The 22,911-nt window shown below is 53.2% G+C and carries 23 protein-coding genes; 4 read left to right on the forward strand and 19 right to left on the reverse strand.

Annotation, left to right across the window (positions count from 1 at the left end; translation table 11 throughout):
• Positions 1-22 precede the first annotated feature (22 nt).
• From KJS65_RS14090 to KJS65_RS14120, 7 genes are all read right to left on the reverse strand, one after another.
• Entirely contained in the window at positions 23-1,063 is a 1,041-nt protein-coding gene (locus KJS65_RS14090) for an ABC transporter ATP-binding protein (protein WP_213650347.1), read from the reverse strand.
• Positions 1,064-1,078: 15 nt separating this feature from the next.
• Positions 1,079-1,903 carry an ABC transporter permease gene (locus tag KJS65_RS14095; protein WP_213650348.1) on the reverse strand — a complete coding sequence of 275 codons (825 nt, stop codon included), beginning with the start codon at positions 1,901-1,903 and terminating at the stop codon, positions 1,079-1,081.
• 327 nt (positions 1,904-2,230) lie between these two features.
• Positions 2,231-4,066, reverse strand: a complete 1,836-nt coding sequence (locus KJS65_RS14100) for a UbiD family decarboxylase (protein WP_213650349.1) — start codon at positions 4,064-4,066, stop codon at positions 2,231-2,233.
• Positions 4,067-4,182: 116 nt separating this feature from the next.
• Positions 4,183-5,625 carry a DUF1254 domain-containing protein gene (locus KJS65_RS14105; RefSeq protein ID WP_213650350.1) on the reverse strand — a complete coding sequence of 481 codons (1,443 nt, stop codon included), beginning with the start codon at positions 5,623-5,625 and terminating at the stop codon, positions 4,183-4,185.
• Positions 5,626-5,722: 97 nt separating this feature from the next.
• Positions 5,723-6,355, reverse strand: a complete 633-nt coding sequence (locus KJS65_RS14110) for a phospholipase D-like domain-containing protein (protein WP_213650351.1) — start codon at positions 6,353-6,355, stop codon at positions 5,723-5,725.
• A gap of 196 nt (positions 6,356-6,551) precedes the next feature.
• A complete protein-coding gene (locus KJS65_RS14115; RefSeq protein WP_213650352.1) occupies positions 6,552-7,178 on the reverse strand; it encodes a nitroreductase family protein in 627 nt (208 codons plus the stop codon).
• A 161-nt stretch (positions 7,179-7,339) separates the two neighbouring features.
• Complete coding sequence (locus KJS65_RS14120) at positions 7,340-7,708, reverse strand: cupredoxin domain-containing protein (protein WP_244864581.1); 369 nt, start codon at positions 7,706-7,708, stop codon at positions 7,340-7,342.
• 240 nt (positions 7,709-7,948) lie between these two features.
• On the opposite strand from KJS65_RS14120, the gene KJS65_RS14125 reads away from it, so the two are divergent.
• The gene (locus tag KJS65_RS14125; RefSeq protein ID WP_306432974.1) at positions 7,949-8,344 is read left to right on the forward strand and encodes a DMT family transporter; all 396 of its coding nucleotides are present in this window, start codon (positions 7,949-7,951) and stop codon (positions 8,342-8,344) included.
• A 118-nt stretch (positions 8,345-8,462) separates the two neighbouring features.
• Here the strand turns inward: KJS65_RS14125 and KJS65_RS14130 are convergent, their stop codons facing one another.
• The 4 genes from KJS65_RS14130 to KJS65_RS14145 all read right to left on the reverse strand — a co-directional run bounded on the left by KJS65_RS14130 (position 8,463) and on the right by KJS65_RS14145 (position 12,398).
• Positions 8,463-8,822 carry a hypothetical protein gene (locus KJS65_RS14130; RefSeq protein ID WP_213650354.1) on the reverse strand — a complete coding sequence of 120 codons (360 nt, stop codon included), beginning with the start codon at positions 8,820-8,822 and terminating at the stop codon, positions 8,463-8,465.
• Between the two features lie 28 nt (positions 8,823-8,850).
• Entirely contained in the window at positions 8,851-9,468 is a 618-nt protein-coding gene (locus KJS65_RS14135) for a LysE/ArgO family amino acid transporter (RefSeq protein ID WP_213650355.1), read from the reverse strand.
• Between the two features lie 182 nt (positions 9,469-9,650).
• Positions 9,651-10,847, reverse strand: a complete 1,197-nt coding sequence (locus tag KJS65_RS14140; protein WP_213650356.1) for an acyl-CoA dehydrogenase family protein — start codon at positions 10,845-10,847, stop codon at positions 9,651-9,653.
• 84 nt (positions 10,848-10,931) lie between these two features.
• Positions 10,932-12,398, reverse strand: coding sequence for an MFS transporter (locus KJS65_RS14145; RefSeq protein ID WP_213650357.1), 1,467 nt, complete (start codon positions 12,396-12,398; stop codon positions 10,932-10,934).
• Positions 12,399-12,621: 223 nt separating this feature from the next.
• Between KJS65_RS14145 and KJS65_RS14150 the strand changes: the two genes are divergently transcribed.
• On the forward strand, positions 12,622-13,053 hold the full coding sequence (locus KJS65_RS14150) for a MarR family winged helix-turn-helix transcriptional regulator (RefSeq protein ID WP_213650358.1): 432 nt from the start codon (positions 12,622-12,624) through the stop codon (positions 13,051-13,053).
• A gap of 204 nt (positions 13,054-13,257) precedes the next feature.
• Here KJS65_RS14150 and KJS65_RS14155 read toward each other — a convergent pair whose 3' ends face one another.
• Together KJS65_RS14155 and KJS65_RS14160 are read right to left on the reverse strand one after the other, a co-directional pair.
• A complete protein-coding gene (locus KJS65_RS14155) occupies positions 13,258-14,493 on the reverse strand; it encodes an amidohydrolase (protein WP_213650359.1) in 1,236 nt (411 codons plus the stop codon).
• Between the two features lie 22 nt (positions 14,494-14,515).
• On the reverse strand, positions 14,516-15,742 hold the full coding sequence (locus tag KJS65_RS14160; RefSeq protein WP_213650360.1) for an amidohydrolase family protein: 1,227 nt from the start codon (positions 15,740-15,742) through the stop codon (positions 14,516-14,518).
• 152 nt (positions 15,743-15,894) lie between these two features.
• On the opposite strand from KJS65_RS14160, the gene KJS65_RS14165 reads away from it, so the two are divergent.
• Positions 15,895-16,791: a LysR family transcriptional regulator gene (locus tag KJS65_RS14165; RefSeq protein WP_213650361.1), complete on the forward strand. Its 897-nt coding sequence runs from the start codon at positions 15,895-15,897 to the stop codon at positions 16,789-16,791.
• Positions 16,792-16,832: 41 nt separating this feature from the next.
• On the opposite strand, the gene KJS65_RS14170 is transcribed toward KJS65_RS14165, so the two are convergent.
• Positions 16,833-17,732: an SDR family oxidoreductase gene (locus KJS65_RS14170; protein WP_213650815.1), complete on the reverse strand. Its 900-nt coding sequence runs from the start codon at positions 17,730-17,732 to the stop codon at positions 16,833-16,835.
• A 348-nt stretch (positions 17,733-18,080) separates the two neighbouring features.
• On the opposite strand from KJS65_RS14170, the gene KJS65_RS14175 reads away from it, so the two are divergent.
• Positions 18,081-18,422: a ribosomal protein L7/L12 gene (locus KJS65_RS14175; RefSeq protein WP_213650362.1), complete on the forward strand. Its 342-nt coding sequence runs from the start codon at positions 18,081-18,083 to the stop codon at positions 18,420-18,422.
• A 132-nt stretch (positions 18,423-18,554) separates the two neighbouring features.
• Here the strand turns inward: KJS65_RS14175 and KJS65_RS14180 are convergent, their stop codons facing one another.
• From KJS65_RS14180 to KJS65_RS14200, 5 genes are read right to left on the reverse strand one after another with little or no spacing between them, the layout of a single operon-like run.
• Complete coding sequence (locus KJS65_RS14180; protein WP_213650363.1) at positions 18,555-19,235, reverse strand: N-acetylmannosamine-6-phosphate 2-epimerase; 681 nt, start codon at positions 19,233-19,235, stop codon at positions 18,555-18,557.
• 15 nt (positions 19,236-19,250) lie between these two features.
• Positions 19,251-20,171, reverse strand: a complete 921-nt coding sequence (locus KJS65_RS14185) for a dihydrodipicolinate synthase family protein (RefSeq protein ID WP_213650364.1) — start codon at positions 20,169-20,171, stop codon at positions 19,251-19,253.
• Between the two features lie 18 nt (positions 20,172-20,189).
• Positions 20,190-21,068, reverse strand: a complete 879-nt coding sequence (locus KJS65_RS14190; RefSeq protein WP_213650365.1) for an ROK family protein — start codon at positions 21,066-21,068, stop codon at positions 20,190-20,192.
• 22 nt (positions 21,069-21,090) lie between these two features.
• Entirely contained in the window at positions 21,091-21,933 is an 843-nt protein-coding gene (locus KJS65_RS14195) for a carbohydrate ABC transporter permease (protein WP_213650366.1), read from the reverse strand.
• A 10-nt stretch (positions 21,934-21,943) separates the two neighbouring features.
• On the reverse strand, positions 21,944-22,819 hold the full coding sequence (locus tag KJS65_RS14200; protein WP_213650367.1) for a carbohydrate ABC transporter permease: 876 nt from the start codon (positions 22,817-22,819) through the stop codon (positions 21,944-21,946).
• Positions 22,820-22,911: the final 92 nt, after the last annotated feature.

The raw sequence follows: 22,911 nt of genomic DNA on the forward strand, positions 1-22,911 counted from the left end.
TGTATTCCTCCTAATCGCTCGTTTATATGGATGATTTCGAATATGCAGTGTGTTTGGCGAAGGTTAAAGAAACCGATTGTCCTCCGGATAACTGGTCCGACTCCTCACGGGGCAGGAACATTCTGACCAAACCGGCTTCCGTCAGCAGCGTAATCTCTGCGTAGTGCCCCAAGATCATAACCTGCTTGACCACAGCGGCCAGACCGGGAAGAGAAGCATCATTCCATCTGATATCCTCAGGGCGTACCGCAACAACGACCTCTCCCCGCAGCTCCTTCGGATTGGACATTTCGAGATGGTTCAGCCGGATACCGCTTTCGTCTGCATTACCATTCAGCATGTTCATGCGTCCGATAAAATTGGCCACGAAAAGTGATTGGGGCGCGTCGTAGATTTCCTGCGGGGATGCAGACTGCTCGATATTTCCCCGGTTCATGACGATGATCCGGTCCGACAGCGATAGCGCCTCTTCCTGGTCATGCGTCACGAACATCATCGTCAATTTCGCAGCAGACTGAATTTCGCGCAGTTCCTCGCGAAGCTCGCTGCGCAGCTTGGCATCCAGCGCGGAGAACGGCTCGTCAAGCAAGAGCACCGCCGGCTCCAGCAGCAATGCCCGGGCTACGGCCACCCGCTGCTGCTGCCCGCCGGACAGCTCGCCGGGACGTTTCTTCTCCGATCCTGGAAGCCGTACCAGACGAAGTGCCCGGTCCACGGCTTCCAGGATCTGTTCCTTACTCTGGCGCCGGATCTTGAGGCCAAAGGCCAAATTTTCAAAAACGGTCATATGCGGCCAGAGATTATAGCTTTGAAATACCATCGCCGTCGGTCGTTTCTCCGGCGGAAGATGCAGCACACTTTTGCCTGCGATTTGAATATCACCCGAATCCGGCTCCAGAAAGCCTCCGACCGAACGGAGCACCGTCGTCTTGCCGCAGCCGGAAGGCCCCAGCAGCGTTACGAGCTCTCCATGGGCGATATCCAGCGATATCCCGCTCACGCCATCGCCTGTTTTATAACGCTTCGTTAAATTTTGGATCGATAATTGAACTTGTGCAGTCATTCCCTTGCCCCCTTGCTATTTCATGGTGAAGCCGCTGGACATGACGTCCGCGCTGACAAAACGCCGTGATACGAACAGCAGAATAATGGTTGGCAGCGTGAGCAGGATCGAGAACACCGCCCCCGCTGTTGCCGGATAATCCTGTACAGCCCCATACATGATCAGCGGCATCGTTTTATAATCGGGCATACCGACCATAAATGTCCCCTGTGCTTCATCAAGCGAAGAAAGGAACGTAAAGATCGAAGCAACGATAATGCCTGGCAGCGCCATTGGCAGCGTAACATTCCAAAATACGCGCAGCGGTCCGGCGCCTGCATCCCTCGCAGCTTCCTCCTGTGCTTTATGCACGCTTTTGAACGAGGCAGCCGGAATCCATGTCATATACATCAGCGTGTTAACGATATGAATCAGGACAACACCCATAAAGGTGTTCATCAAGCCGACTTTGAAAAAGAGCACCGCAATGGCAACATATAAGCCCATTTTGGGAAAAGCGTTCGTCAGCAGGAACGAGAACAGGAACCATCGGCTCAGCGGAAACCGTATACGCGCAAAAGCATAAGCTGCCGGCACACAGATAATAATCGACAATGCTGTAACCACAATCGCAATCAGAAAGGACAAACTGATCGATTTCAGAATTTCGGGCTGGGATAAGACGTACTTCCACCAAGTCAAGGACCAGCTTTGGGGAAGTGCGGCAGGAAACTGCCATTTCCCTGAAAAGGCCAGCAAAGCCAGATTGATCAGTGGCCCAAGAAAAAAGAAAATAAATAGGGCAAAAATGATAAACTCTATGATTTTTCGGCTTCCCAGCCTTTTAAAATACCAACTCAACAAACGTCACCTCCGGAATCCAAATTGGTATCGATACCAATTTGCACAATAATGATTTCTTGTTTTCAAAAAAGCCGAGCACGCCCATCATTGGTATCGATACCAAATTAGTGATGATGAACTGTCATGTTGTCTTAGCCCCCTTACCTCGCTTGTACTCTTCTAGCTTAAAGACCAAATGTTAATTTTGTTCCGGCTGAATGTTAATGGAGAGGAGTTCTTTTGTTTCATGAACGTAAAAAACGCCGCTATACTTTCGGATATCCAAAAAAAAGATTCCATGGAGTTTAACCTCCATGGAATCTTCCCTTCGCCTATGTTATGAAATCACTTCAATTTTACGCCGCTTAAACTGCCGCCTTTAGCAAAAACTCGCTCTATATTCTTTTCCACTGCCGGATCGGGAATCAGAGGCGGAGCTTGGTGCGGTTTGATCCGGGCATCGATCATCATATTATCGCAAGCCCAATGCTTGTTCTCGTAGCTGCTGTTCACACCATAAATATCATGTGAAGGATTGCTCCGCGTGAAGGTAGCCCATAGGAAATTATGGATCGTTTCACTAAGGAAGGTGCTATCATCACATAAAATGATCATCGGGCATGTCTCGAGCGGCCCTTTTTCAGCAATGGCTTCACTTAATCCTTTCAGCTCCTGCTGCGCCGTTTCGTAATCTGCAAATGCAGAGCCTTGAATCGCTACGACTCCCGGCATGACCAGACGGGCATTCTTAAATCCGCGTAATTCCTTCAGCACTTCCGGCACCTCGCGGCATAATTCCCGCTTCTTGTCCCCATAAGCCGCCAAGACGACTTTACTGCCGCTGTTAAGCCCCGTGCCTGAATAATCCAGGGTATCGATTGTCGTATTCGTATAAAAGTGAATATCCCGGCGAAGATCCATCCGCTCCAGAATATAGTTCATAAAACCAACGATATCATGGGAATCCAGCGCTTGGCTCTCTTCGGCCGTAATAAACAAATATTTGGCGAGACTCAGCTGTCCCGTTCCCAGGATCCGGTTAGCCAGTGTCAGAATCTCGGTCGGCTGCTTCACCCGCTGATAGGGTGTATAGCGTTCACTGCCGATGGCAAACAGCAAGGGATGTACCCCTGCAGCATCCACGGCATGAACTTCCTTGACACCTGGAATTTCCTGCTTGATGGCATCGCCCGTTAGCTCATGAATAAGCTCTCCGAATGAGGTATCCTCTTGAGGTGGACGCCCGACGACGGTAAAAGGCCAGATCGCATTTTTCTTCGCGTACACTTTATGAACCTTCATAACCGGAAAAGGATGCGTCAGGCTGTAATAGCCCAAATGATCGCCAAAAGGTCCCTCCGGTTTGGTTGCATCCGGGTGAATTTCACCCGTAATCACAAAATCAGCATCATGGCTGATACAATATCCATCAACATAGCTGTACCGGAACCGGCGTCCGGATAGCAATCCGGCAAAGAGCATCTCACTCAGTCCTTCCGGCAAAGGCATAATGGCCGAAAGCGTATGGGCAGGAGGTCCGCCAATAAAGATACTTACTTTTAACGGCTCGCCTTTCTTACTCGCCTTCGCTTGATGCACGCCGATACCGCGGTGGATCTGATAATGCAATCCGATTTCTTTATTCATTTCATACTCATTGCCGCTGAGCTGAATACGGTACATCCCCAGATTGGAATTCATCAGTCCCGGCTTTTCCGGATCCTCCGAATATACCTGCGGCAGGGTAATAAAAGCGCCCCCATCCATAGGCCAATGCTGAATTTGCGGCAAATCCGAAATCTGAATTTCTTGAAATGCACTGGGAACGCGCCCCGGTTTTTTCATCGGCAGAGCCTTAATAGCCCCAAATCCGCTGCCGATATTTTGAAAAGGATGCTTAACCGCCTTCATCGGGTCGTCGCGCAGGGCGATAATGCTCTGTGTTCTGTCCCAGGTGCTCCGGAAAATAAACTTGCTGCGCTCGATATCGCCAAAAAGGTTGGAGACCGCTTTGAACTTCGAGCCTTTCACATTTTCAAATAACAAAGCAGGGCCGCCAGCTTCATAAACTTTCAGATGTATAGCAGCCATCTCCAGATAGGGATCTACTTCTTCTTTTATGCGAACCAAATGTCCATGTTGTTCAAGGTCTGTTATACATTCTTCTAGATTCCGGTACAATGGTTTAACTCCAATCTCCATGAGAGTTTGCTATAGCTTATTGCTCCTATAATAAGAGGTCTATTTAATATAGTTAAAACAAAACTCATGGTAGATGTCAAACGATTATCGCATATCTAATTTTCAGGCATGACTGGAGGCACTTGATATCGCTTCTCCAGCATTTCCGGTTTGGGGGCAAATACCCGCAGAACCAGATTAAAGTTACCGTCAGGTGCTGGAAGCCAGTTTGACTGCTTGCCCTGCGGTGGAGTTTGTTGAATATAAATATCCAATGATCCGTCCGGGTTATACTGCAGTCCTTTCGTCAGATCACCAATGGCATATCTCTGTATCGGGTTAGGCACCAGGTAAAAATCAGCTCCGTACATGGTCAGCGCCCAAAAGCCGTCCGCAGCTGGGATCTGATCCTTGTCAAAATGAAGCATGTACTCACGCGAGCCGGTTAATGGCTTCCCATTTCCATCTTCAAAGGTGCGGGCATACAGCTCTTCAGACGGAACATTGGCGGCGAGACCGGAATATGCAACTAAAGCGCGCACAAGAAAATGATCCCCATTCATGCCAACGTCGTAACCGACAACCCAGCCGTTTTCTTTGGGAACCCAAAAGCCCGCTTTTTCAATGATATTCCGTCCATCACGCGCCGCCCGTTCCAACCCGGCGATGGTGGCCGGATCCAGCCCTTTTGCATCAAATCCCTTCGCTGCATCGATTCCGATGAGCTTGAATTGATCCAGCAGAACCTGTTCGCTTGACGGAGGCGGATTTTTCTTCATGGCATCTGTCATGATTTTGAAAAATGCTAAGGGGTGGCTCTCTAATTGAGGTAAAGAGACTCCTGGCTGCTCTGCCTTCAACGGCTGATGAGACAAGGAGTTGAGCGTAAATAGCTGTTCAAACGCAGCTGCCTTTGCTTCATCCTCCTTGCCGTTCACCTCAACGCGCCCGACCAACCAGACCGTATTCGTTGGCGCAAGGATTTTCGGGTAACTCGTTTTCCAATGCCATGATGGACCGGCAATGACAACTTTTCCTGCCTTATCCATGGTCGTGCGGTTAGATACATTTTGGAAGGTGTTCGTATAGGCATCCAGCATTTGGACGGTGTAATAGCGGTTGTCAGGGTTTGCCGGCACTTTCAGTACTACAGGCCCCTTGGAGAGATCCAGCCAGGCGGTAAAATAAAGCGTGGAGCTATTGGGTGTGACGATGTCTTTATACGCCGGTGAAGCCAGCGTAGTGGAGTAGTAAAACTGATTGAGCGGTGCTCTCGTCCTCAGTATTTTTTCCTTTGTTTGTTCCATCACGACGAGTGGATAGCCGTATATATATGCCTGTACGCCAAGTGAATAAGCCAGCTGTTCGAGTTCTGGCGCTCCCATGCCGGTCTGTGCCTGTGCCCGATGAGGCAGCTCTGCCGTCGGCTCATGTCCGAGCTTTTCAATATACGAATCCGCAAAAGCAGTTGATAAGCCGCCGGACAAGGCCCCGCCAACCAATACCGCAGCCAGCAGCCCTTTTGCTATCCATGTAAGCCTCCATGTACGCCATTTCATCGCATAGCCCCTTTCCACGATCCATATCCAGCCCTGGTATATTTTTCATGCGTTTGAAGTTAGGATTAGCCAATGGAAGGCGCATTATTCCCTCGCTTTATCGAGATTCATAGTTCTGGTAACGGTCCTTGTCGTCCCACATCCGGTTAAAGGTATCCTCGAAAGTCCGAACGACCGCAGCATCATGGATGATCAAAGCGACATCGTCGTTCTCCTTCACGGAGGACTTCAGGTAATTGAACGAGCCGGCCTCCACGCTTTTTCCGTCCGCGATGAGCATTTTAAGATGCATTTTTCCCTTATGGCTGCTAACCTTGACCGGAACGCCTGCTTTCATGATCTGTTTGAGCGCATCCTGCTGCTTCTCCTTCCCCTCCGCATGCTCCTGATCCGTGATGAGACGCACGCGAACTCCCCTGCCGGCGGCGCCCGCGATTGCGTCGACGATCGGGTCGTAATTCAAGCTGTATATCGCAACGTCAAGCGTGCTCTTGGCATCGTTGATCAAGCCAGTGATGGCCTGCTCCGGATGATCTCCGTTTTGAACGAAATACGTCTGAATGGAGCTCTCGCCACCGGACACCTGCTGACCGGATTTCGCCTGCTCTTGCGGTTCCATAGGTTCGTTTGCGGCTCCGCTTGCCTGCTTGTCCGCCTGCCCGTCTGCCGTGCAGCCGGACAACAGCCCGCAGATCAAGGCTGCCGTAATCCATGGGTTCCATCTTGGCATAAAAATACTCACTCCTTCCGGCTGAAATGATTTGCTTATCATCGTAACAAATTCGGAGCTGGATCTCCAATATTCCGGTCATTAGGCGATAAGGGATGCTGAGCTCCTGAAAACATGCACAAAAAACGGCCTGCTCATCAGGCCGTCCTCTACACGCAATTATCTTTCGACTACGATTCAATGGCGTTGTCTACGCTTAAAAACCGTTAAACGTCACGAACTCCCCTACGGGCTTGCGGTAACCGCGGGGTCTTTGCTTGCCGGTGTCCTCTTTGCCGATCGTAATCAGCATTGCGGGTACGTAGCGGTCCGGAATGTTCAACGCCCGGCGAAGCTGCTCGGGATCGAAGCCGATCATCGGGCAGGTATCCCAACCTTTGTCCTTGGCGATCAGCATGAACAGCATCGCGGACAAGCTTGCGTTGCGAATGGCTTCGTCCCTTTTGAACGCATCGCCTCCATCTTCGTACATGCCGATGACGCTGCTGACTGTTTCGTCGAATTCGCGCCGGTCGATGACTCCGAGATTCAGCAAACCTTCGTTGATCGGACCAATGTTGTGATAGGCATCCAAATCTCCCAGCACGACGATCACCGCAGAGCTTGTCAGCACTTTATATTGCTTGAAAGCCGCCTCGTACACCTTTTCCTTCAGCTCCTTCTCCGTCACCGCGACGTAGTGGGTGTGCTGCAAATTGAAGGCGGAAGGAGCGAACTTCACGAGGCCGAACATTTCGGCGAGCTCCTGCTCGCTAATATTAACGTCGGTTTGGAACTTATTGGCGGATCTTCTGGCTTGGACGAGCTCCTGAAACTGGCTCATGATAATATCTCCCTTATGTATGTTTTTTCAATCAATATCCACTCAGTTATTTTATATCAGTTGCTTTAAAAAAGTGAGTTAAATATATCATACATCCCTATTTTTTCGCAATACTTCCGGTCAGCAGAAAATAAAAAAAAGACGCTCAGTGTCAAAAGCAGCTAATGGGCTGCCTTCACTGTAAGCGTCCCATTGAAATTTTTGGAGGGAATCGCAATATCGTACGTGCCCGGCTGCGGGTTGCTCAGCAGAAATATGTTTTCGCCTTCCTTCAAATCTGCATCAACGTTCAGGTTTTGGGATACGAGCTTTAATCCGGTGCCGGCTCTGGGCTTCACGTCAACGACAACCTTGATCATTTTCTTCGCCTCAAAGTCAGTGTTTGCCGGGGTGAATCCGGCTGCAGATACCTCGATCGTGGCCACTTGCATGTCGTTGTCTTCATCGATGGCGGCGGCAAGAGATTTCGGCTGACCAATAGCTCCCAGCGCGATCCGGTCCTGCAGCAGCAGCATGCCTCCAGCGAGCACGGCCAATGAAGAGTTCCTCGTCGTTGTACCAACTGAATCCGCACACAGACTCAGCCGACATTGTTAATTATATTAACTTTTGTAAACACAAGATTATCCCTCTGTTAAGTCACTATAAACATATGTCAAAAAAAAATATACAAATATACCCAAGTGGCAGGCCAATGGGTTCGCCAAACCCTTTTCTGGAGTAGATTCTGAGCGTTCGCCTTATTTTTACTCCGTATAAAATTGTTGGCCTTGCGAAACATAAAGGTACATACCGATTCTTTTGACGGAGGCTGCCATGTTCTATGTATACTGCCTATCACTGCTGATCGGCGGCTTGTCGATCGTCAAATAGTCGTGTTCTCCTACCAAAGCAAGCATATCGATCCCCAATTCTGGTCCACGTTCAAGTTCCAGCTGCTGATGCTTCCACTTATGCTGGCCGCGAACTTAAGCATCGGCTATGGCATCCGCTTCGGCTTCAAAGCGTCGGGCCAGCTGAGCTTCGTCCTGATCGCGGCCAAATGCCTGGAGATCTTCATCTTCATCGCGATGGGCTTTTTGTTTCTAAAAGAAATTCCGTCCTGGAAAACATGGCTTGGACTTGCGGTGATCATTGGAGGCGTGGTGTTGACCAAGCTGAAATGAATCGCCCGCCGTGATTGTGGTAGTCGCTGAACGCAAAAAAACGGCCCTGATGCTTTCATCAGACCGTTTGCTTTAATATAATATGAACGTAGAAAGAGTATAATTTCCCAATTCCCCGTCAGCGCAAAAATCCGTTCAGTGTGACCGCGGAAAACAGGAAAACGCCAGAGTATAGCGGCCAAAAGGCATCTTTGAAAATGAACATGCCGACGATCCCTGAAAACAGCAGTCCGGCCGTATTCATGACCGCCACAACAACCGCTGTGCTGCGAAATAACCGCATGACTCCATGATGCAGCAGGCTTAAACAAATATAGTAAGGAAACAATACGAGAAAAACGAGTACGGCGGGAACGAAAGGCCCCATATCTATGAGGGAATCATCCTCCATCTGCGTTGCGGCGACGGCCCATGCCAAGGCAAGGATCGGCGAGCAGGCGAAGAGATTCAGCAGCAGCTGTTTTTTCGGATCTCTCATCGGATCGATCCCTCCTCATCCCTTAGTGTTAAGCCACATGAAACAGTTTCAGCGCAATATAGACAGCCACGCCCCAAATGACAAGAGCGGACAGCTTGTTGATGATGCCTAGCACCCTGCCGCCACGGTCCGCGTCTCCGACTTTTTTGCCGGCATAGCCAAGGGCGAAGAACCAGATCCAGGAGACAGCCATCGTGGAGACCGTAAACGCCAGCTTGTTCATTCCTGTGTAGCCGAGCGAGCTCGTGCCGATGACGCCGATCGTATCCAAAATCGCATGCGGGTTCAGAAGCGACACCGACATGGCGAACATGATCTGCTTCTTCGCGGGCAGCGACGCCTTGCGCCGGTCCAGTTTCGCTGGCTTGCTCTTCCAGATGGACCAGCCCATATATAACAAAAATGCCAGGCCAATGATGAAAATCGTTGTCTGCAGCGCGGGAATCGTGAACACTACGACCGACACGCCCAGTACTGCAAGCAGGATTAGCAGCATATCGCAGCAGGCTGCCGTGACGATGACCGGAATGGCCCCTTTGAATTTGGGCTGCGAGGCCCCTTGGTTAAAAATAAACACATTTTGCGCGCCCAAAGGCAAAATAAGCCCCAGCGCAAGCAGAATACCGTGAATGATGGCAGTCAGCATATCCGTAAAACCTTGTCCTTTCCGTCAAAATCAATCAGCAAGCCTCATGCATATCCGGAACCCGCCGAGAAATGTATATCTTATCATGCGGGCCGGATTCTGTGAATGCCATCTTGGAGGACGATAACAAAAAACACCGGATCAAAAGCATCCGGTGTTTTTCTCTGTCTTTTATAGCATGCTTAGACGCTAGTCGCTTCCCCGATCGCCCGCTGCGCCAGCATCGCGCCGACCGCGTCCTCCATCGGCGGATTATGCAGCCCTGCGCGGACGTCGCGGTACATCCGCTCCAGCGGCAGGGTGCGCGACAGACTCGATCCGCCCACGATCCGCATCGCGAGGTCGACGATGCGCACAGCCGCGTTGGTCGCCACCGTTTTGGCGAGCCCGAGCTCCGGCTTCATCGACGGACGCGCATCGGGCAGCCGGTCCCAGCGGTCGGCCACGCTGTACAACAGCGTCCGCGCCGTGATCCGCTCCGATTCCATCTCGCCAATTTTGTGCCGGATATGCGGCAGATCGGCGATCGGCCCCGGCAGGCTGCTCGGGCGGTATTCCGCGGCGAATTTCACCGCGAAGTCGCGCGCAGCCCACGCGATGCCAAGGTAGCAGGCCGGAATATGGAGCAGAGCGCCGCCATGGTCGGACATCCCTGATCCAAGGGCGGACCCGTCACTGCCTTCCCATCGGTCGAGGCGCTCCTCTTCCGGCACGAACACGTCTTCCAGCAGCAGATCATGGCTTCCCGTCGCCCGCATACCCAGCGTGTTCCATGTCTCTTCCATGCCCACCCCGGGTCCTTTGCGGACGTAGAAGGTACCAATTTTCTCCTCGTCCTCCACATAGGCGGTAACCGTAAACTGGTCCAGCACCGGAAGCAGCGAGCTGAAGGTTTTGCGTCCGGTCAGCAGGTAGCCGCCCTCCGTTCTGACCGCAGTCGTCTGCGGACGCCCCCCGCGGCTCGGACTGCCGGTCGATGGCTCGCTCGCGAACTGGTTGATCATCGCCCCTTCGTCCACGGCCCGTCTGCAAAACTCCTCGTACAGCTTTGGCGGCCACGACTGCTTCATGCGCAGCTGCAGCACCTGGCTGACATGCCAGCCGACCGCCAGGGCCGTCGAGCCGTCTCCCTTGGCGAGCCGCTCCTGCGCGAGCAGCATTTCGTACAGCGAGGCTTCCTCTCCCCCGTAGCTGGCCTGAACGGTCAACTTCAAATATCCGGCCTCCCGCAGGTCATCGAAATTTTCAAATGGAAACGATCCGTCGCGGTCATGCTCGGCGGCACGCTCAGCAAACGTCACGGCAAGCCGGTCGGAACGGGCGGCGATATCCGCTTCGCGCTCCGTTCGTACAAACGGATCCGTAAGGATGGAATTCATGCGGCAACTCTCCCCTCTGCAGCTTTCATTCCTTCATTGTATACCTATATGGTCGGAATTGTCCAAACCGGTTTGAGTCAGGCTTTATCCTTTGGAAGCCGCCTGTTTGTGCCGGACCGCATAAGCATGGTACATCCGCCAGCCCGTCAGCAGCGCGGCGGCCAGGCAGATGCAGGAAGATACCGTGAACACCGTATGCATCCCGCTGAGGAAAATTTCCGGATGTCCCGAAACGAGTCCGGTGACTCGGTGCCCGGCCTTGCTGCTCATCACATGGAACAGCGTCGTCGTCGCGATCGTGATCCCCACGACCATTCCGACGTTGCGGACGAGCGAATTGACGCTGCCCGCCGAACCCAGCTGGGTGCGCGGAACCTGCGACATCACGAGCGAATTGTTCGGGGATTGGAACAGGCCGCTGCCGATGCCGAGCATCCCGATCCATGTCCCCACGACCCAGAGCGAGCTGCCGTCATGAAGCGCGGCTAAGCCAAACTGCGCAATGACCATGACGATGAGCCCCGCAAAGGTCAGCGGTTCGGAGCCCAACTTATCCGAAAGGGCGCCGCTGATCGGTGCCACGACGACCATGCAGATCGGGAATAGCATCAGCAGGAAGCCGGCCGAGAACGGCGAAAGGTTCAGCATGTTCTGGGCATAAAACGGCGCGATGATATTAAAGCAAAAGTTCGCCGAAAAGACGAGGAAGCCGCATAAAATGCTGACCGAAAACAGCGGATTTTTGAACAGCGACAGCTCCAGCAGCGGCTGCTCGCGTTTCGTCTCCACGCGGAGGAACAGGATAAACGCCGCGGCGGCTAGTACCAGCGACAGGATGATCCAGAGATTGCCGTAGCCTGCCTGCTGCCCCAGAAGCAAGCCGGAGAACAACGCAACGATGAACACGGCGAACAGCAGGCTGCCGGGCGCATCCACCTTCGCTTTGACCTTGACCAGATCCGCCGGAAGGACCTTCCATCCGATGAACACGGCAATCAGGCCGATCGGCACGTTCACCCAGAAAATATATTCCCAGCCGAGCGAGGAAATGATAATGCCTCCGACGCTTGGCCCTGCGATGCTGCCGAGCGACACGAACGTGCCGATGAGGCCCAGTGCCTTGCCCCGCTCCTTCGCGGGGAAAATATCGGTGATGATGCCTTGGCTGTTCGCCATCGTCATCGATGCTCCCAGCGCCTGTATGACTCGGGAAACGATCAAGAACGGCAGCGAGCTGCTGAACCCGCATAACAAGGAGCCGAAGATGAAAATATAAGTGCCTAGGCGGAACACGCGGATTTTCCCGACCATGTCCCCCAGCTTGCCGAAAAACAGGATGACCGTGCAGATCGCCATCAGATAGCCGGTCGTCACCCATTCGATCTGGGCGATCGGCAGCCCAAGCTGCTTGGACAGCACGGGCAGCGCAATATTGACGATACTGCCATCCAGCGTCGACATAAAGGTGAATAAATTAAGTACAACAAGAATCAGCCAGCGTTTTTTCTGAATCGCGGCATCCTCTTGATACGATGCAAAAGAAGCACTCATGGCAACCTCCTGATCTCGAAGTGGTTTTAGTTGCGCCTGCAACTAAAGATCGTAACCAGTGTAACGCATATTAGTTGCGTGCGCAACCGTATTGAGATAAGATATTTTTATGCCTTTGCGCATCCACTATTTACGTCAGGGATCCGTCCCGGAGCGAAAGATTTATATCTTACTTTCCCTGTTTGCCCTATTGCTTATCCAACCTATAAAAGAGGTGCACCTCGTGAAAAAGGAACCTATCGGCAAATTGATTTCTTATATTCAGCGTTCCAATCAAAAAATGCTCGCCAAAGAGCTTGCCCCGTACGGGATCGGCAGCGGCGGCCAGCACAGTTTCCTCAAAAACGTCCTGCACAATCCCGGTGTCAATCAGGACCGGCTGACGCAGGAGCTGAAGTTCGACAAAGCTACCACGGCCCGCTCCGTAAAGCAGCTGGAGCATGCCGGCTATATCGAGCGGATTCCAGATCCGGAGGACCGCCGGTCGCTGCTGCTGTATCCGACGAATAAGGCCAAGGCGTTCGAGCCCGTACTCCAAACCATTTTGGACGACGCCAATAAACGCATGGCAATCCATTTAAGCCCGGACGAGGAAGAGCAGCTGCTGCAATTGCTCCATAAAGTCAGCTTGAGCTTCTCCGAGACGGAGGACTAGGGCGCATATCGATCTCTTCTCAGTTCATTAAACAGGAACGATGTGTTCGTATCGAGCTAGTCTGTCTTCATCGCTCGCCATTCCTGCAGTAAATAGCCGTCACGACCTGGCTCCGTCATTTTCAAGCTTCCGGTCGCAACAAAAGCCGCATGACGTCATAGCATCATGCGGCTTTTGTTATGATATCAAGCGGCTTCGTGCGGTTTATTCCGCCGGGCTCGCAAGCGAACCGGCAACCACTTGCCCTTTGTACAGAGTAGCCGACCGTGTAGCTCTTCGGGCTACGGCTTCGGCCGAACATGAAGCTTCCACGAGCACAAGGCTGGCCTCGTCGCCGGGCTTCGGCCAGACCTGGACGCCTGTTGGGTCCAGCGGAGTCAGCCCGTCCGTGATGTACCCAAGCGTCTGCCCCAGGGAGCGCTCGTCCGCCCAATGGGAGATTTCCGCGAGCCGTCCGGCGCGTTCCAGGATATCCCCGTTCCCGAACGGCGACCAAATATCATAGACGTTATCGCATCCGACGGCGACGGACACCCCGTGGTCATGCAGCAGCCGCACAGGCGGGAACTTCCGTCCCATTGGAACACTCGTAATGATGGTCATGTCGGCTTCCGCCAACAGGTCGGCCATTTCTGCCGCCTGCTGCGGCGCGATGTCCCCGAGGCTGAATGCATGGCTGACGGACACCCTTCCCTGCAGCCCGGCTTCCACGGCCAGCTCTGCCAGCCGTTTGATTGTGAATATGCCAAGACGGTCCGGATCATGCAGATGCAGATCGATCCCGGCATTCTCCTCAGCCGCAATCCGCACCATGGCCTGCAGCGACTTCTCCAGGTCCCCGTCAACGGTCGCCGGGTCCACCCCGCCGACCAGACCCGCACCCTTGCGGATTGCCTCCCTCACCAGCTGCTCCGAGCCAGAGCGCAGCAAACCCTGTTGAGGAAAAGCGACAATTTCATGGGAAAGCTTGCCTTCATACGCTCGCAGCGCCTCCTGAACCTCATCCAGATGCGACAGTCCCACTTCCGGGAAAATATCCACATGGGTTCGGATATGCGTCGCCCCTGATCTGAGCGACGCTTGCAAATAATGAGCCGCGCTTTCCCGAATCGGCAAGGAACGGGAAGGATCGAAGCCTTTCTCCTCCTCCAATCTGCCCATAATGGAGCTTACCGGCGTCACCGCCCTCCAGCTCCCGCCGAGCAGCGTCTTGTCCAGGTGGCAGTGCTTCTCCACGAAAGATGGCAGCACGAGCCGATTCCCCGCGTCCATCTGCGGCAGCTGATCACCTATCGGCTGGTCGGCCGGAATGATTTTCGTAATATTCCCATCCTCAATAAGCAAATGTTTGATTTCGGTTTCCGTTCCGGTAATCACGTCCTGCTGCAGCCGGTACCCGCATTCGAGGCGGGCATTGATAAGCCAAAAGCGTTGTTTCATCCTGCATCTCCCTTTCTTTGTTTTACTTCGGATCCAGCGATCCCGACACGAGATTCCCCCGGAACAGGACCGCCTGGCGTTCCGATCTTCGGGCAACCGCCTCGGCCGAACAGCTCGCTTCGACTAAGACTGCGCTGGCTTCGTCGCCGATCCGCGGCCATGCCTGCTCGCCCTCGCCGTTCAGCGGGGTGATGCCTCCGGTAATGTATCCAAGCGCCTGGCCAAGCGCCCTTTCGTTTGAAAGGCCAAAGCGCTCTGCCAGAATGCCTGCCTTCTCCAGCATGTCTCCTTTGCCGAACGGGGACCAGTGATCCATGATGCTGTCATCGCCAAGCATCACTTCCACACCACGCGCCTGCAGCAGCGGAATCGGTATGGTCCGACCGAGCGGAACCGAAGAGGCAATCGAAATGCCCAGCTGCGCCAGACGGTCTGCCGTCTCGGCCGCTTTCTCCGGCGCGAGATCGGCCAGCGCGAGCGCGTGGCTTACGGTGACCCGCTTCTGCCAGCCCGCCTGCTCGGTCAAATCCGCCAAACGCTGGATCGTGAACAAGCCCAAATGGCCTCCGTCATGGAGATGGATGTCAATATTCGCGTCCGCCTCCACGGCGAGGTCCATGATGGTGCAAAGCGATTTTTCGATATCGCCGTCGACCGTCGCCGGATCCACGCCCCCAACCAAGGAAGCACCGTTTCGCAAGGCTTCCCTCATCATCGATACGGTTTGACCTCCCAGCAGCCCATGCTGCGGGAAAGCGACGAGCTCGATCTCGGCCCTGTCCCGATAGTCCTCTGCCGCTTTCAGCGTCTCTTCCAGGTTTCGCAGACCGATGACGGGATCGATGTTCACATGGCTGCGGATGCGCGTCGTGCCGGCCCGAAGCAGCAGTTCGATCAGCTTGCCCGCTCTCTCCCGCGCCACCGGCAGCAGCCTTGGAAGGAGTTCGCGTTCTTCTTCGAATCTCGTAAAAATGCCGTTGGCCGGGACCGATGGAGCCCTCCATGGTCCACCGTAATAAGTCTTGTCCAAATGAATGTGCATATCGCGAAACGAAGGGAGCATCAATCGGCCGTGCATCGCTTTCTTGGGCAGCGTATCTTCCAATGCGGCAGAGGCGGCCGTTATGTCCGCGATTTTCCCATCCGTGATCCGGATATGAAAAAGCCCTGTTTCCGTGCCGGACACGGCTCCGTTTTCATAGCGATAGCCTGTCTCCAGCCTGACATCGGTTAACCAGTAATTCTGCATGTTTTTTCCTCGTCTCCTCTCCATGGTAGGTGCGTGAACAATGAGTCTTTGAGACTCCGTATAGAGTATGCTACCATGGGGATGTCTATATGAAAAATATTAATATCGTTGCATTCGCTAAGGTTTATCATATACAAGGAGGAAAGAAATTTATGGACATTCGTCAGCTGCGGTATTTCATTGCCATTGCGGAAGAGCGAAAAATTTCGGCAGCGGCCCAAAGGCTTCATATGTCCCAGCCGCCGCTCAGCCAGCAGCTGAAAGCGATGGAAGACGAACTTGGAACTCTCTTGCTTGAGCGGACCGGGAAGCTCCTCGAATTGACCGAGTCGGGAAAAGCCTTGTACCGCTATGCGCTGCAGATGACGCAGCTGATGGAGGAAGCCGTATCCGAGGTCAAGGAAGTGGGGAACGGCGTGAAGGGCAGCCTGAATCTCGGCATCAACACCTTGTCCTCGCCCGAGCTTCCGGGTCTGCTCCATCAGTTCAAACTGCGGTATCCTCACGTGACCTATAAAATCCAGCAAAATGAGTCCTCACGCTTGTGCGAGCTGGTCAAAAGCCGGGTGCTGGAGCTTGCGATCATCCGGCTGCCGCTGGAGCTGGACGAATTCTCCGTGCTTCACCTGCGGACCGAGCCGTTTTATTTCATCACCGCGCAGGAGTCATTCGCAGCCCGCTCCGAAACGGCCCTCTCCGAGCTGAAGGACACCCCGCTGATGCTTCCGAGCACCGAAGGCCTTGGGGTTCACTACACGATTCAAATGGCATTTTCCGCCCGGCACTTCAAGCCGAACATCATCGCCGAATGCTCGGACGTTCCGCTGCTACTGCAATTGGTATCCTCCGGCTTCGGCTCTGCGATCGTGCCAAAGACCGTTCTCTCCCGGCTTGCGGGTACGGGCATTCATGCCCTCCGCATTGCGGATGACGATCTGACGGGCGCGACGGGATTGATATCGCTAAAAGGCCATCATTTATCGGCGGCCGCGCAGCATTTTATCGAGCTGATCCAAAGCAGAGCGATGCAGCCCACTTTCCCCTCATAGCGATGACAATGCCTAGATGCTTAAGATTATAGGGGCCTTCTTCAGGAATCCACCATCGTGCCGCCATTCACGTGGAGAATTTGGCCCGTGACGTAACCCGAATCGTCGGAGGCCAGATATACGTAGGTCGGCGCAAGCTCAAACGGCTGCCCGGCCCGCTTCATCGGTACGTCCGTGCCGAACGTCTTGACCCGTTCCGCGTCGAAGCTCGACGGAATGAGCGGCGTCCAGATCGGTCCCGGCGCCACCCCGTTCACGCGAATGTTCCGGTCCACCAGATTCAAGGACAGCGATCGCGTAAAGGTCACGACCGCGCCTTTGGTGGAGGAGTAGTCCAGCAGCGTCTTTTCCCCTTGATAGGCCGTGACCGATGCGGTATTGATGATGGAGCTTCCCGCCGGAAGATGCGGCAGAGCCGCCTTGACCATGCGGAAGTAAGACAATATGTTCGTCTGGAACGTATTCAGCAGCTGCTCGTTCGAAATGTCCAAAATGCTCTCCTGCGGATATTGGACGCCATGATTGTTGACGAGCACATCCAGCTTGCCGAAGGTTTCCAACGTTTTTTGCATGACCCAGGCGGGTGACTCTTCGTTCCTCATATCGATGGCGATATTCAGGCAGCGCCGTCCCAGCTGCTCGATCCGCTGCTTGGTCTCCGCCGCATCCTGCCGCTCTTCCAGATAAACGATCACTACGTCCGCGCCTTCCTTGGCAAAAGCGATCGACACGGCGCGTCCGATGCCGCTGTCTCCGCCCGTCACCAGCGCCACCTTGCCTTGCAGCTTGCCCGAGCCCCGATATGCCGGATTTTCTGATATGGGTCTGGGCACCATCAAATACTCCATGCCCGGCTGCCGCGATTGATGCTGTGGCGGAAACGACAGCGGGACGTTTTTGCACTGCACTTCTGAACCGTAATACGGATAGGAAGGGTACAAGGCTAGCACCTCTTTTCTTAAGGACCGACGTCTGGACGGTAGGACGCCAGCGATCCTTCGAAATAAACGATCTGGGAAATCCGGATAATGAAGGGAGCGGTCATGGAGGTTAACCTGAATATGATCGACGGCGACGCCCGCCAGCATCCTCTCCAGTCTTCTTGAATCCATAATGGATATGCCGAATTGGCCTGGCTCTATTCGCCCAAATTGACAGCGCTGGCTTTTTCACGGCTGAAAGGCTGAGGTTATTAGGCGAAGATGATTATGCTATGATTAGGTGACTCCGCCTCGGTGTTATTACTTCGTTAGCGGCACAGATTTATTGAAAAGAGGAGTTGATTCTTGATGGAAACGAGCGGAATACTAGCGGTTATTGCCATTGTTTTTTCTCTTTTTCTCTTCATCAAAGTCATGAGCTTGCAAAGCCAGATGAATAACCTCAAAGCCGATCTGGAATGGATGCGGAACCGGGCCGGTTCACCGTCCGTTCCTGCCTCGGCTGTAACCTCCCCTCCTCCCTCTGAAAAGCAGGAAACCTCCGGCTCTTCAGATCTGGATGAAAGGCTCCTCTACCTGCTTCGATCCGGTCAAAAGATTAAAGCCATCAAGGAGCTTCGGGAAGCTCGTCCTATGGGCCTCAAGGAAGCCAAGGAATACGTGGAGGCATTGGAGCGGGACGTATTGTAAAAAAGCCGCTGACACATTACCTGTGTCAGCGGCTTTTCAATGTTCCACATGTCCGATGAACCCGTCATGATCCCCCGTCCAAGGGGTACTTGCTGATGGATATCCGACTCCGGCAGCCTATCATTCCGATCTCTATTTCGCGGCAGCCTGCACGAAACGTGCCGTGATTTCCTTCGGTCTCGTAATCGCGCCGCCTACGACGGCAGAATAAGCTCCCAGCTCCAGGCAGCGGCTGTACATTTCCGGTGTGATGACATTGCCTTCGGCAATGACGGGAATGTCCACTTCGCGGAGCACCGACTTCAGAAATTCAAAGTCGTTGTCGTACAGCTTCGTTGCCGACGTGTACGGCGTATACCCATGCAACGTCGTGGATACGCAGTCAAAGCCTAGCTCCTGCGCGAGGATCGCCTCCTCAACCGTCGAAATATCCGCCATCAGCTCCACGGCCGGATTTTGCTCCCGGCAGTAGGCAACCAGGCCGGCGATTGTTTCTCCGTTCGGACGGTCGCGTTTCGTGCAATCCAGCGCAATCATCTCACAGCCGCTTTCGAGCAGCTCGCCGATTTCCTTTTTCGTCGCCGTAATGAACACTTCGCTATCCGGATAATCGCGTTTTAAGATACCGATGACCGGCAGCGGCACCTCCTGCTTAATCGCGATAATGTCTTCCTTGCTGTTGGCCCGAATGCCGACTGCGCCGCCTTCCATGGCCGCCAATGCCAGCTTCGACATAATAAACGAGCTGTGCAGGGGCTCTTGATCCAACGCCTGGCATGATACCACAAGCCCGCCTTTAATTTGTTCAATCATTGCTGCTTGCCTCCTCTATACTCCCGTGTAATGGGCAACCGTTTCCTCAATCTCCTTGTTCAGCTCGGCCAGGGAAGCATGATGTTCCGGACGGACCGGCAGCAGCGGAAGACGAGGTGCTCCTGTCTCGATGCCGCGGAGACTAAGGATATATTTGCAGGCTCCGTACAGGGATGGATAGCCCAGCAGCTTTTTGATGATGCCGTTGATCTTCGTCTGCAGCACTTGTGCTTCTTCGATGCGATTGCCGATGAACAGGCTGTTCAGCTTCACGAACAGCTCCGGCATAACGCCATAAGTTCCGCCGATGCCGCCGTCTGCTCCCATGATGCGGCCCGCAAGAAACTGCTCATCCGGTCCGTTGAACACAATGAACTGACTGCCGCCGGTTTCCTTGTACTGCTGCAGCTCGAAGGTGCTTTCCCCGGACATTTTTACGCCGATGACCTTGTCCTGTTTCGCCAGCTTGGCAAGCAGGCTTGTGCTGAGCGTGAAGCCCGTCGTCTGGGGAATATTGTAGATGATAAACGGCAAGTTCGTGCTGTCGATCATGTGCTGCCAGTGGGTTTCCACCGCCGTCTCAGGCAGACGGTAGTAAATCGAAGGCACCGCCGAAATGATATCCGCGCCAAACTTCTCCGCATGCTTCGAAAGCTCAACGGCTTCCCGGGTCGAGTTCGCTCCGACATGCACGATGATAGTCAGCTCGCCCTTCACTTCTTCCATGACCGCTTCAAGCACCTGCTTGCGCTCTTCCACGTTCTGCAAAATGCCTTCGCCGGAGCTGCCTCCAACATACAACCCTTTGACGCCTTTGCCTACATAATATCTTGCGAGCTTTCTTACGCGGTCCTGATCCACGTTGCCTGCTTCGTCGTAAGCCGAATACATGGCGATATAAATGCCTTGGTATTGAGAAACAATGTCTGTCGTCATGGGTATGCACTCCATCTCTTATTCAAAGTAAGGATAAACCGCGCCGTATAATGCCGCTTTATTGCCAAGTTCCGCCACGACAAGCTTCGTTTGCGAAAAGCCCGGCGGCAAATAGGCGGCCAAATGCGCGTTGATTTGATCCAGTAAAAATTCTTTTTGCTCCGATACGCCTCCGCCGATGACAATGATCGAAGGATCCGCGTACAAAATCATTTCCGCGATGCCTCTCGCGATTTCCTCCGTCCAGCTGTCGATCAGAAAACCGCTTGCCTTGTCGCCCTTCCGGGCCCGCTCGAACAGCTCAAAGCCGTCTCCCGTAAAGCCTTCGATCTCCTGCGATGCTCTTTTCATCAAAGCGGACATCGATGCCCGTTGCTCATACGTAGTGCCCGTGCTCTTGTCATATAAGCTGTGCCCAATTTCACCAGCTCTGTAGTGAGCTCCCAGCACGAGCTCGCCGCTGCTGAACATGCAGCCTCCGATGCCCGTGCCAAGCGTCATGCAGAAAAAGTGATCGCTGCCGCGGGCAGCGCCCTTCCACCATTCGCCGCGTGCTGCGGCATTCACATCATTAGCAATAGCTACGGAAATTCCATAACGCTCCTCGATCAGCTTTTTCAAATTCGTGCCCTTGTAGGAAGGAATGGTCCCGCCCGCAAAAATAATTTCACCGCTGCACGTATCCACGACCCCTGCCGTACTGATCCCCACTCCACGGATATCCCCGTATTGGCTCATCAGATTGTTCATGATGCCGAACACGGCTTCGGGTATCCGGATATTGGCTTCCCCTGCAGGCGTCGGAACCTTTTGATGATAAATAATTTGCGCATCCGGGCCGAATACGGCTGCCTTGATCTCTGTACCGCCCACATCAATTCCTATGACTTGCTCCATCCTTTTAACCCCGCTTGTATCCTTATTCCTTCACGGCCCCGCCGGCAATCCCTCTTGTAAAGTATCTCTGGAACAAGAGGAATATCAGAAGCATCGGTACGGCCGCTACGGTTGCACCTGCCATTTTATAAGCAAAGTTCGGATTCAAATCCTGCATCAGCGTGGCAATGCCGACCATCAGCGTTTTGACGTTTTTATCCTGACCGATAACCAGCTGCCACAGATAATCATTCCATACCTGAACGAAGTTCAGAATGAACAAGGCGCCAATGCCCGGCTTGACGATCGGAAGCAAGATTTGCAGGAATGTCCTCACTTCGCCGGCGCCGTCGATTCGGGCCGCTTCCCGGAGCGCGTCCGGCACGCTGTCGAAGAAGCCTTTGAGCAGGAACACGCCAAAAGCCGTGGCGACGTTGGGCCAGATCATGCCCCAAAGCGAGTTCACCATGCCAAGATCCTGCGTAATCCGGAACAGAGGAACGATCATAACCTCTTTTGGAACCATCAAGCTTGAGATAAAGACAACGAACAACATGTTTTTACCGAAGAAATTCAGCTTGGAGAATGCATATGCGGCCATCGAACTGGCTATGACGACCAGAATGGTGCTGACTCCGGCAACGAACAGGCTGTTCAGCGTCCAGCGCAGAGCCGGCTGATTATTGAAAACATCAATGTAATTGCTGAACGAGAATGTTTTCGGCCACCAGTCCGGCGGCATTTTGATGACATCGGAACTGTTTTTGAGCGAGCTGGTAAACAACCAGTACAGAGGAAACAAATTCAGCAGGGCGAAGACGATAATGATGACATTCGAGACAACATCGTACTTCTCTCGCTTTTTCTTCTCTTTCGTTTGAAGCATGATTTATCCCTCACTTCCCCTTGAACATTGCTCTGAGCTGCGGAATGGACAAAAGCATCGTAATCAGGAACATGATGACGCCCACCGCGGAAGCAACGCCCAGCTGGTTATACTTGAACGCGTTGTTGTAGAGATAATACATCATGGTGACGGAAGCGTTGTTCGGGCCCCCGCCCGTCAGCAGCTGGATAACGACGAAGATTTTCAGCACAGCGATGATATTGATGATCGTGATGTAGATCGTGGTCGGCTTGACCAGCGGAATCAGGATTTGGAAAATAATCCGAACCCGGCTCGCCCCGTCCACCTCGGCTGCTTCGAACAAATCTTTCGGCACGCCAATCATCGCCGCAATGTATAGAATGATCGCCTGACCGACGTTGGTTGCAAATGTTACAAATATGATCACCGGCAGAACCGTGTGTTTATTTCCAAGCAAATTGACGATCGAAAAATCCATTTCCCTTGCCGCATATGAGATGAGACCGTTAGCCGGATTCAGCAGGAATCCCCAAACCATACTCATGACGACCATGGAAACCATGACAGGGATGTAATAACTTCCCCGGATAAACGAAACGTATTTCGCGTTTTTATCGAATACGGAGGAAGCAACGAATATCGAAAAAGCGACTGTTAGAAGAACAATGAAGACGACAAATATAACCGTGTTGTAAATCGACTTGAAAAATACGGGATCATGGAACAACGTCACGTAGTTGTCGAAACCGACGAACGTTTCCTGATTGAATTGAACCTTGTACAAACTGAGCCTGATGCCTTCAATGATTGGATATACGATAAAAATCAGGAACATCAAGAATTGTGGCAAAATGAACAGATAGCCGGTCACATTTTCTTTCCAGTGATAGTTTCTCAGTTTCATGGTTATCCGTTACCTTTCCAATCCGGTTTCCTCTGCCGCCGCAGCCTTTGCTGGTAAGCGGCAGGGACCGAATCTTGTTTATATGTCTGGAT

Source organism: Paenibacillus sp. J23TS9 (assembly GCF_018403225.1).
Lineage (GTDB): Bacteria > Bacillota > Bacilli > Paenibacillales > Paenibacillaceae > Paenibacillus_AQ.

Bases quoted from the DNA above. Each gene is read 5' to 3' on its own strand.
- KJS65_RS14090 (WP_213650347.1), bottom strand. From the start codon at position 1,063: ATGACTGCACAAGTTCAATTATCGATCCAAAATTTAACGAAGCGTTAT.
- KJS65_RS14105 (WP_213650350.1), bottom strand. From the start codon at position 5,625: ATGAAATGGCGTACATGGAGGCTTACATGGATAGCAAAAGGGCTGCTG.
- KJS65_RS14110 (WP_213650351.1), bottom strand. From the start codon at position 6,355: ATGCCAAGATGGAACCCATGGATTACGGCAGCCTTGATCTGCGGGCTG.
- KJS65_RS14115 (WP_213650352.1), bottom strand. From the start codon at position 7,178: ATGAGCCAGTTTCAGGAGCTCGTCCAAGCCAGAAGATCCGCCAATAAG.
- KJS65_RS14130 (WP_213650354.1), bottom strand. From the start codon at position 8,822: ATGAGAGATCCGAAAAAACAGCTGCTGCTGAATCTCTTCGCCTGCTCG.
- KJS65_RS14135 (WP_213650355.1), bottom strand. From the start codon at position 9,468: ATGCTGACTGCCATCATTCACGGTATTCTGCTTGCGCTGGGGCTTATT.
- KJS65_RS14140 (WP_213650356.1), bottom strand. From the start codon at position 10,847: ATGAATTCCATCCTTACGGATCCGTTTGTACGAACGGAGCGCGAAGCG.
- KJS65_RS14145 (WP_213650357.1), bottom strand. From the start codon at position 12,398: ATGAGTGCTTCTTTTGCATCGTATCAAGAGGATGCCGCGATTCAGAAA.
- KJS65_RS14155 (WP_213650359.1), bottom strand. From the start codon at position 14,493: ATGAAACAACGCTTTTGGCTTATCAATGCCCGCCTCGAATGCGGGTAC.
- KJS65_RS14160 (WP_213650360.1), bottom strand. From the start codon at position 15,742: ATGCAGAATTACTGGTTAACCGATGTCAGGCTGGAGACAGGCTATCGC.
- KJS65_RS14165 (WP_213650361.1), top strand. From the start codon at position 15,895: ATGGACATTCGTCAGCTGCGGTATTTCATTGCCATTGCGGAAGAGCGA.
- KJS65_RS14175 (WP_213650362.1), top strand. From the start codon at position 18,081: ATGGAAACGAGCGGAATACTAGCGGTTATTGCCATTGTTTTTTCTCTT.
- KJS65_RS14180 (WP_213650363.1), bottom strand. From the start codon at position 19,235: ATGATTGAACAAATTAAAGGCGGGCTTGTGGTATCATGCCAGGCGTTG.
- KJS65_RS14185 (WP_213650364.1), bottom strand. From the start codon at position 20,171: ATGACGACAGACATTGTTTCTCAATACCAAGGCATTTATATCGCCATG.
- KJS65_RS14190 (WP_213650365.1), bottom strand. From the start codon at position 21,068: ATGGAGCAAGTCATAGGAATTGATGTGGGCGGTACAGAGATCAAGGCA.
- KJS65_RS14195 (WP_213650366.1), bottom strand. From the start codon at position 21,933: ATGCTTCAAACGAAAGAGAAGAAAAAGCGAGAGAAGTACGATGTTGTC.
- KJS65_RS14200 (WP_213650367.1), bottom strand. From the start codon at position 22,819: ATGAAACTGAGAAACTATCACTGGAAAGAAAATGTGACCGGCTATCTG.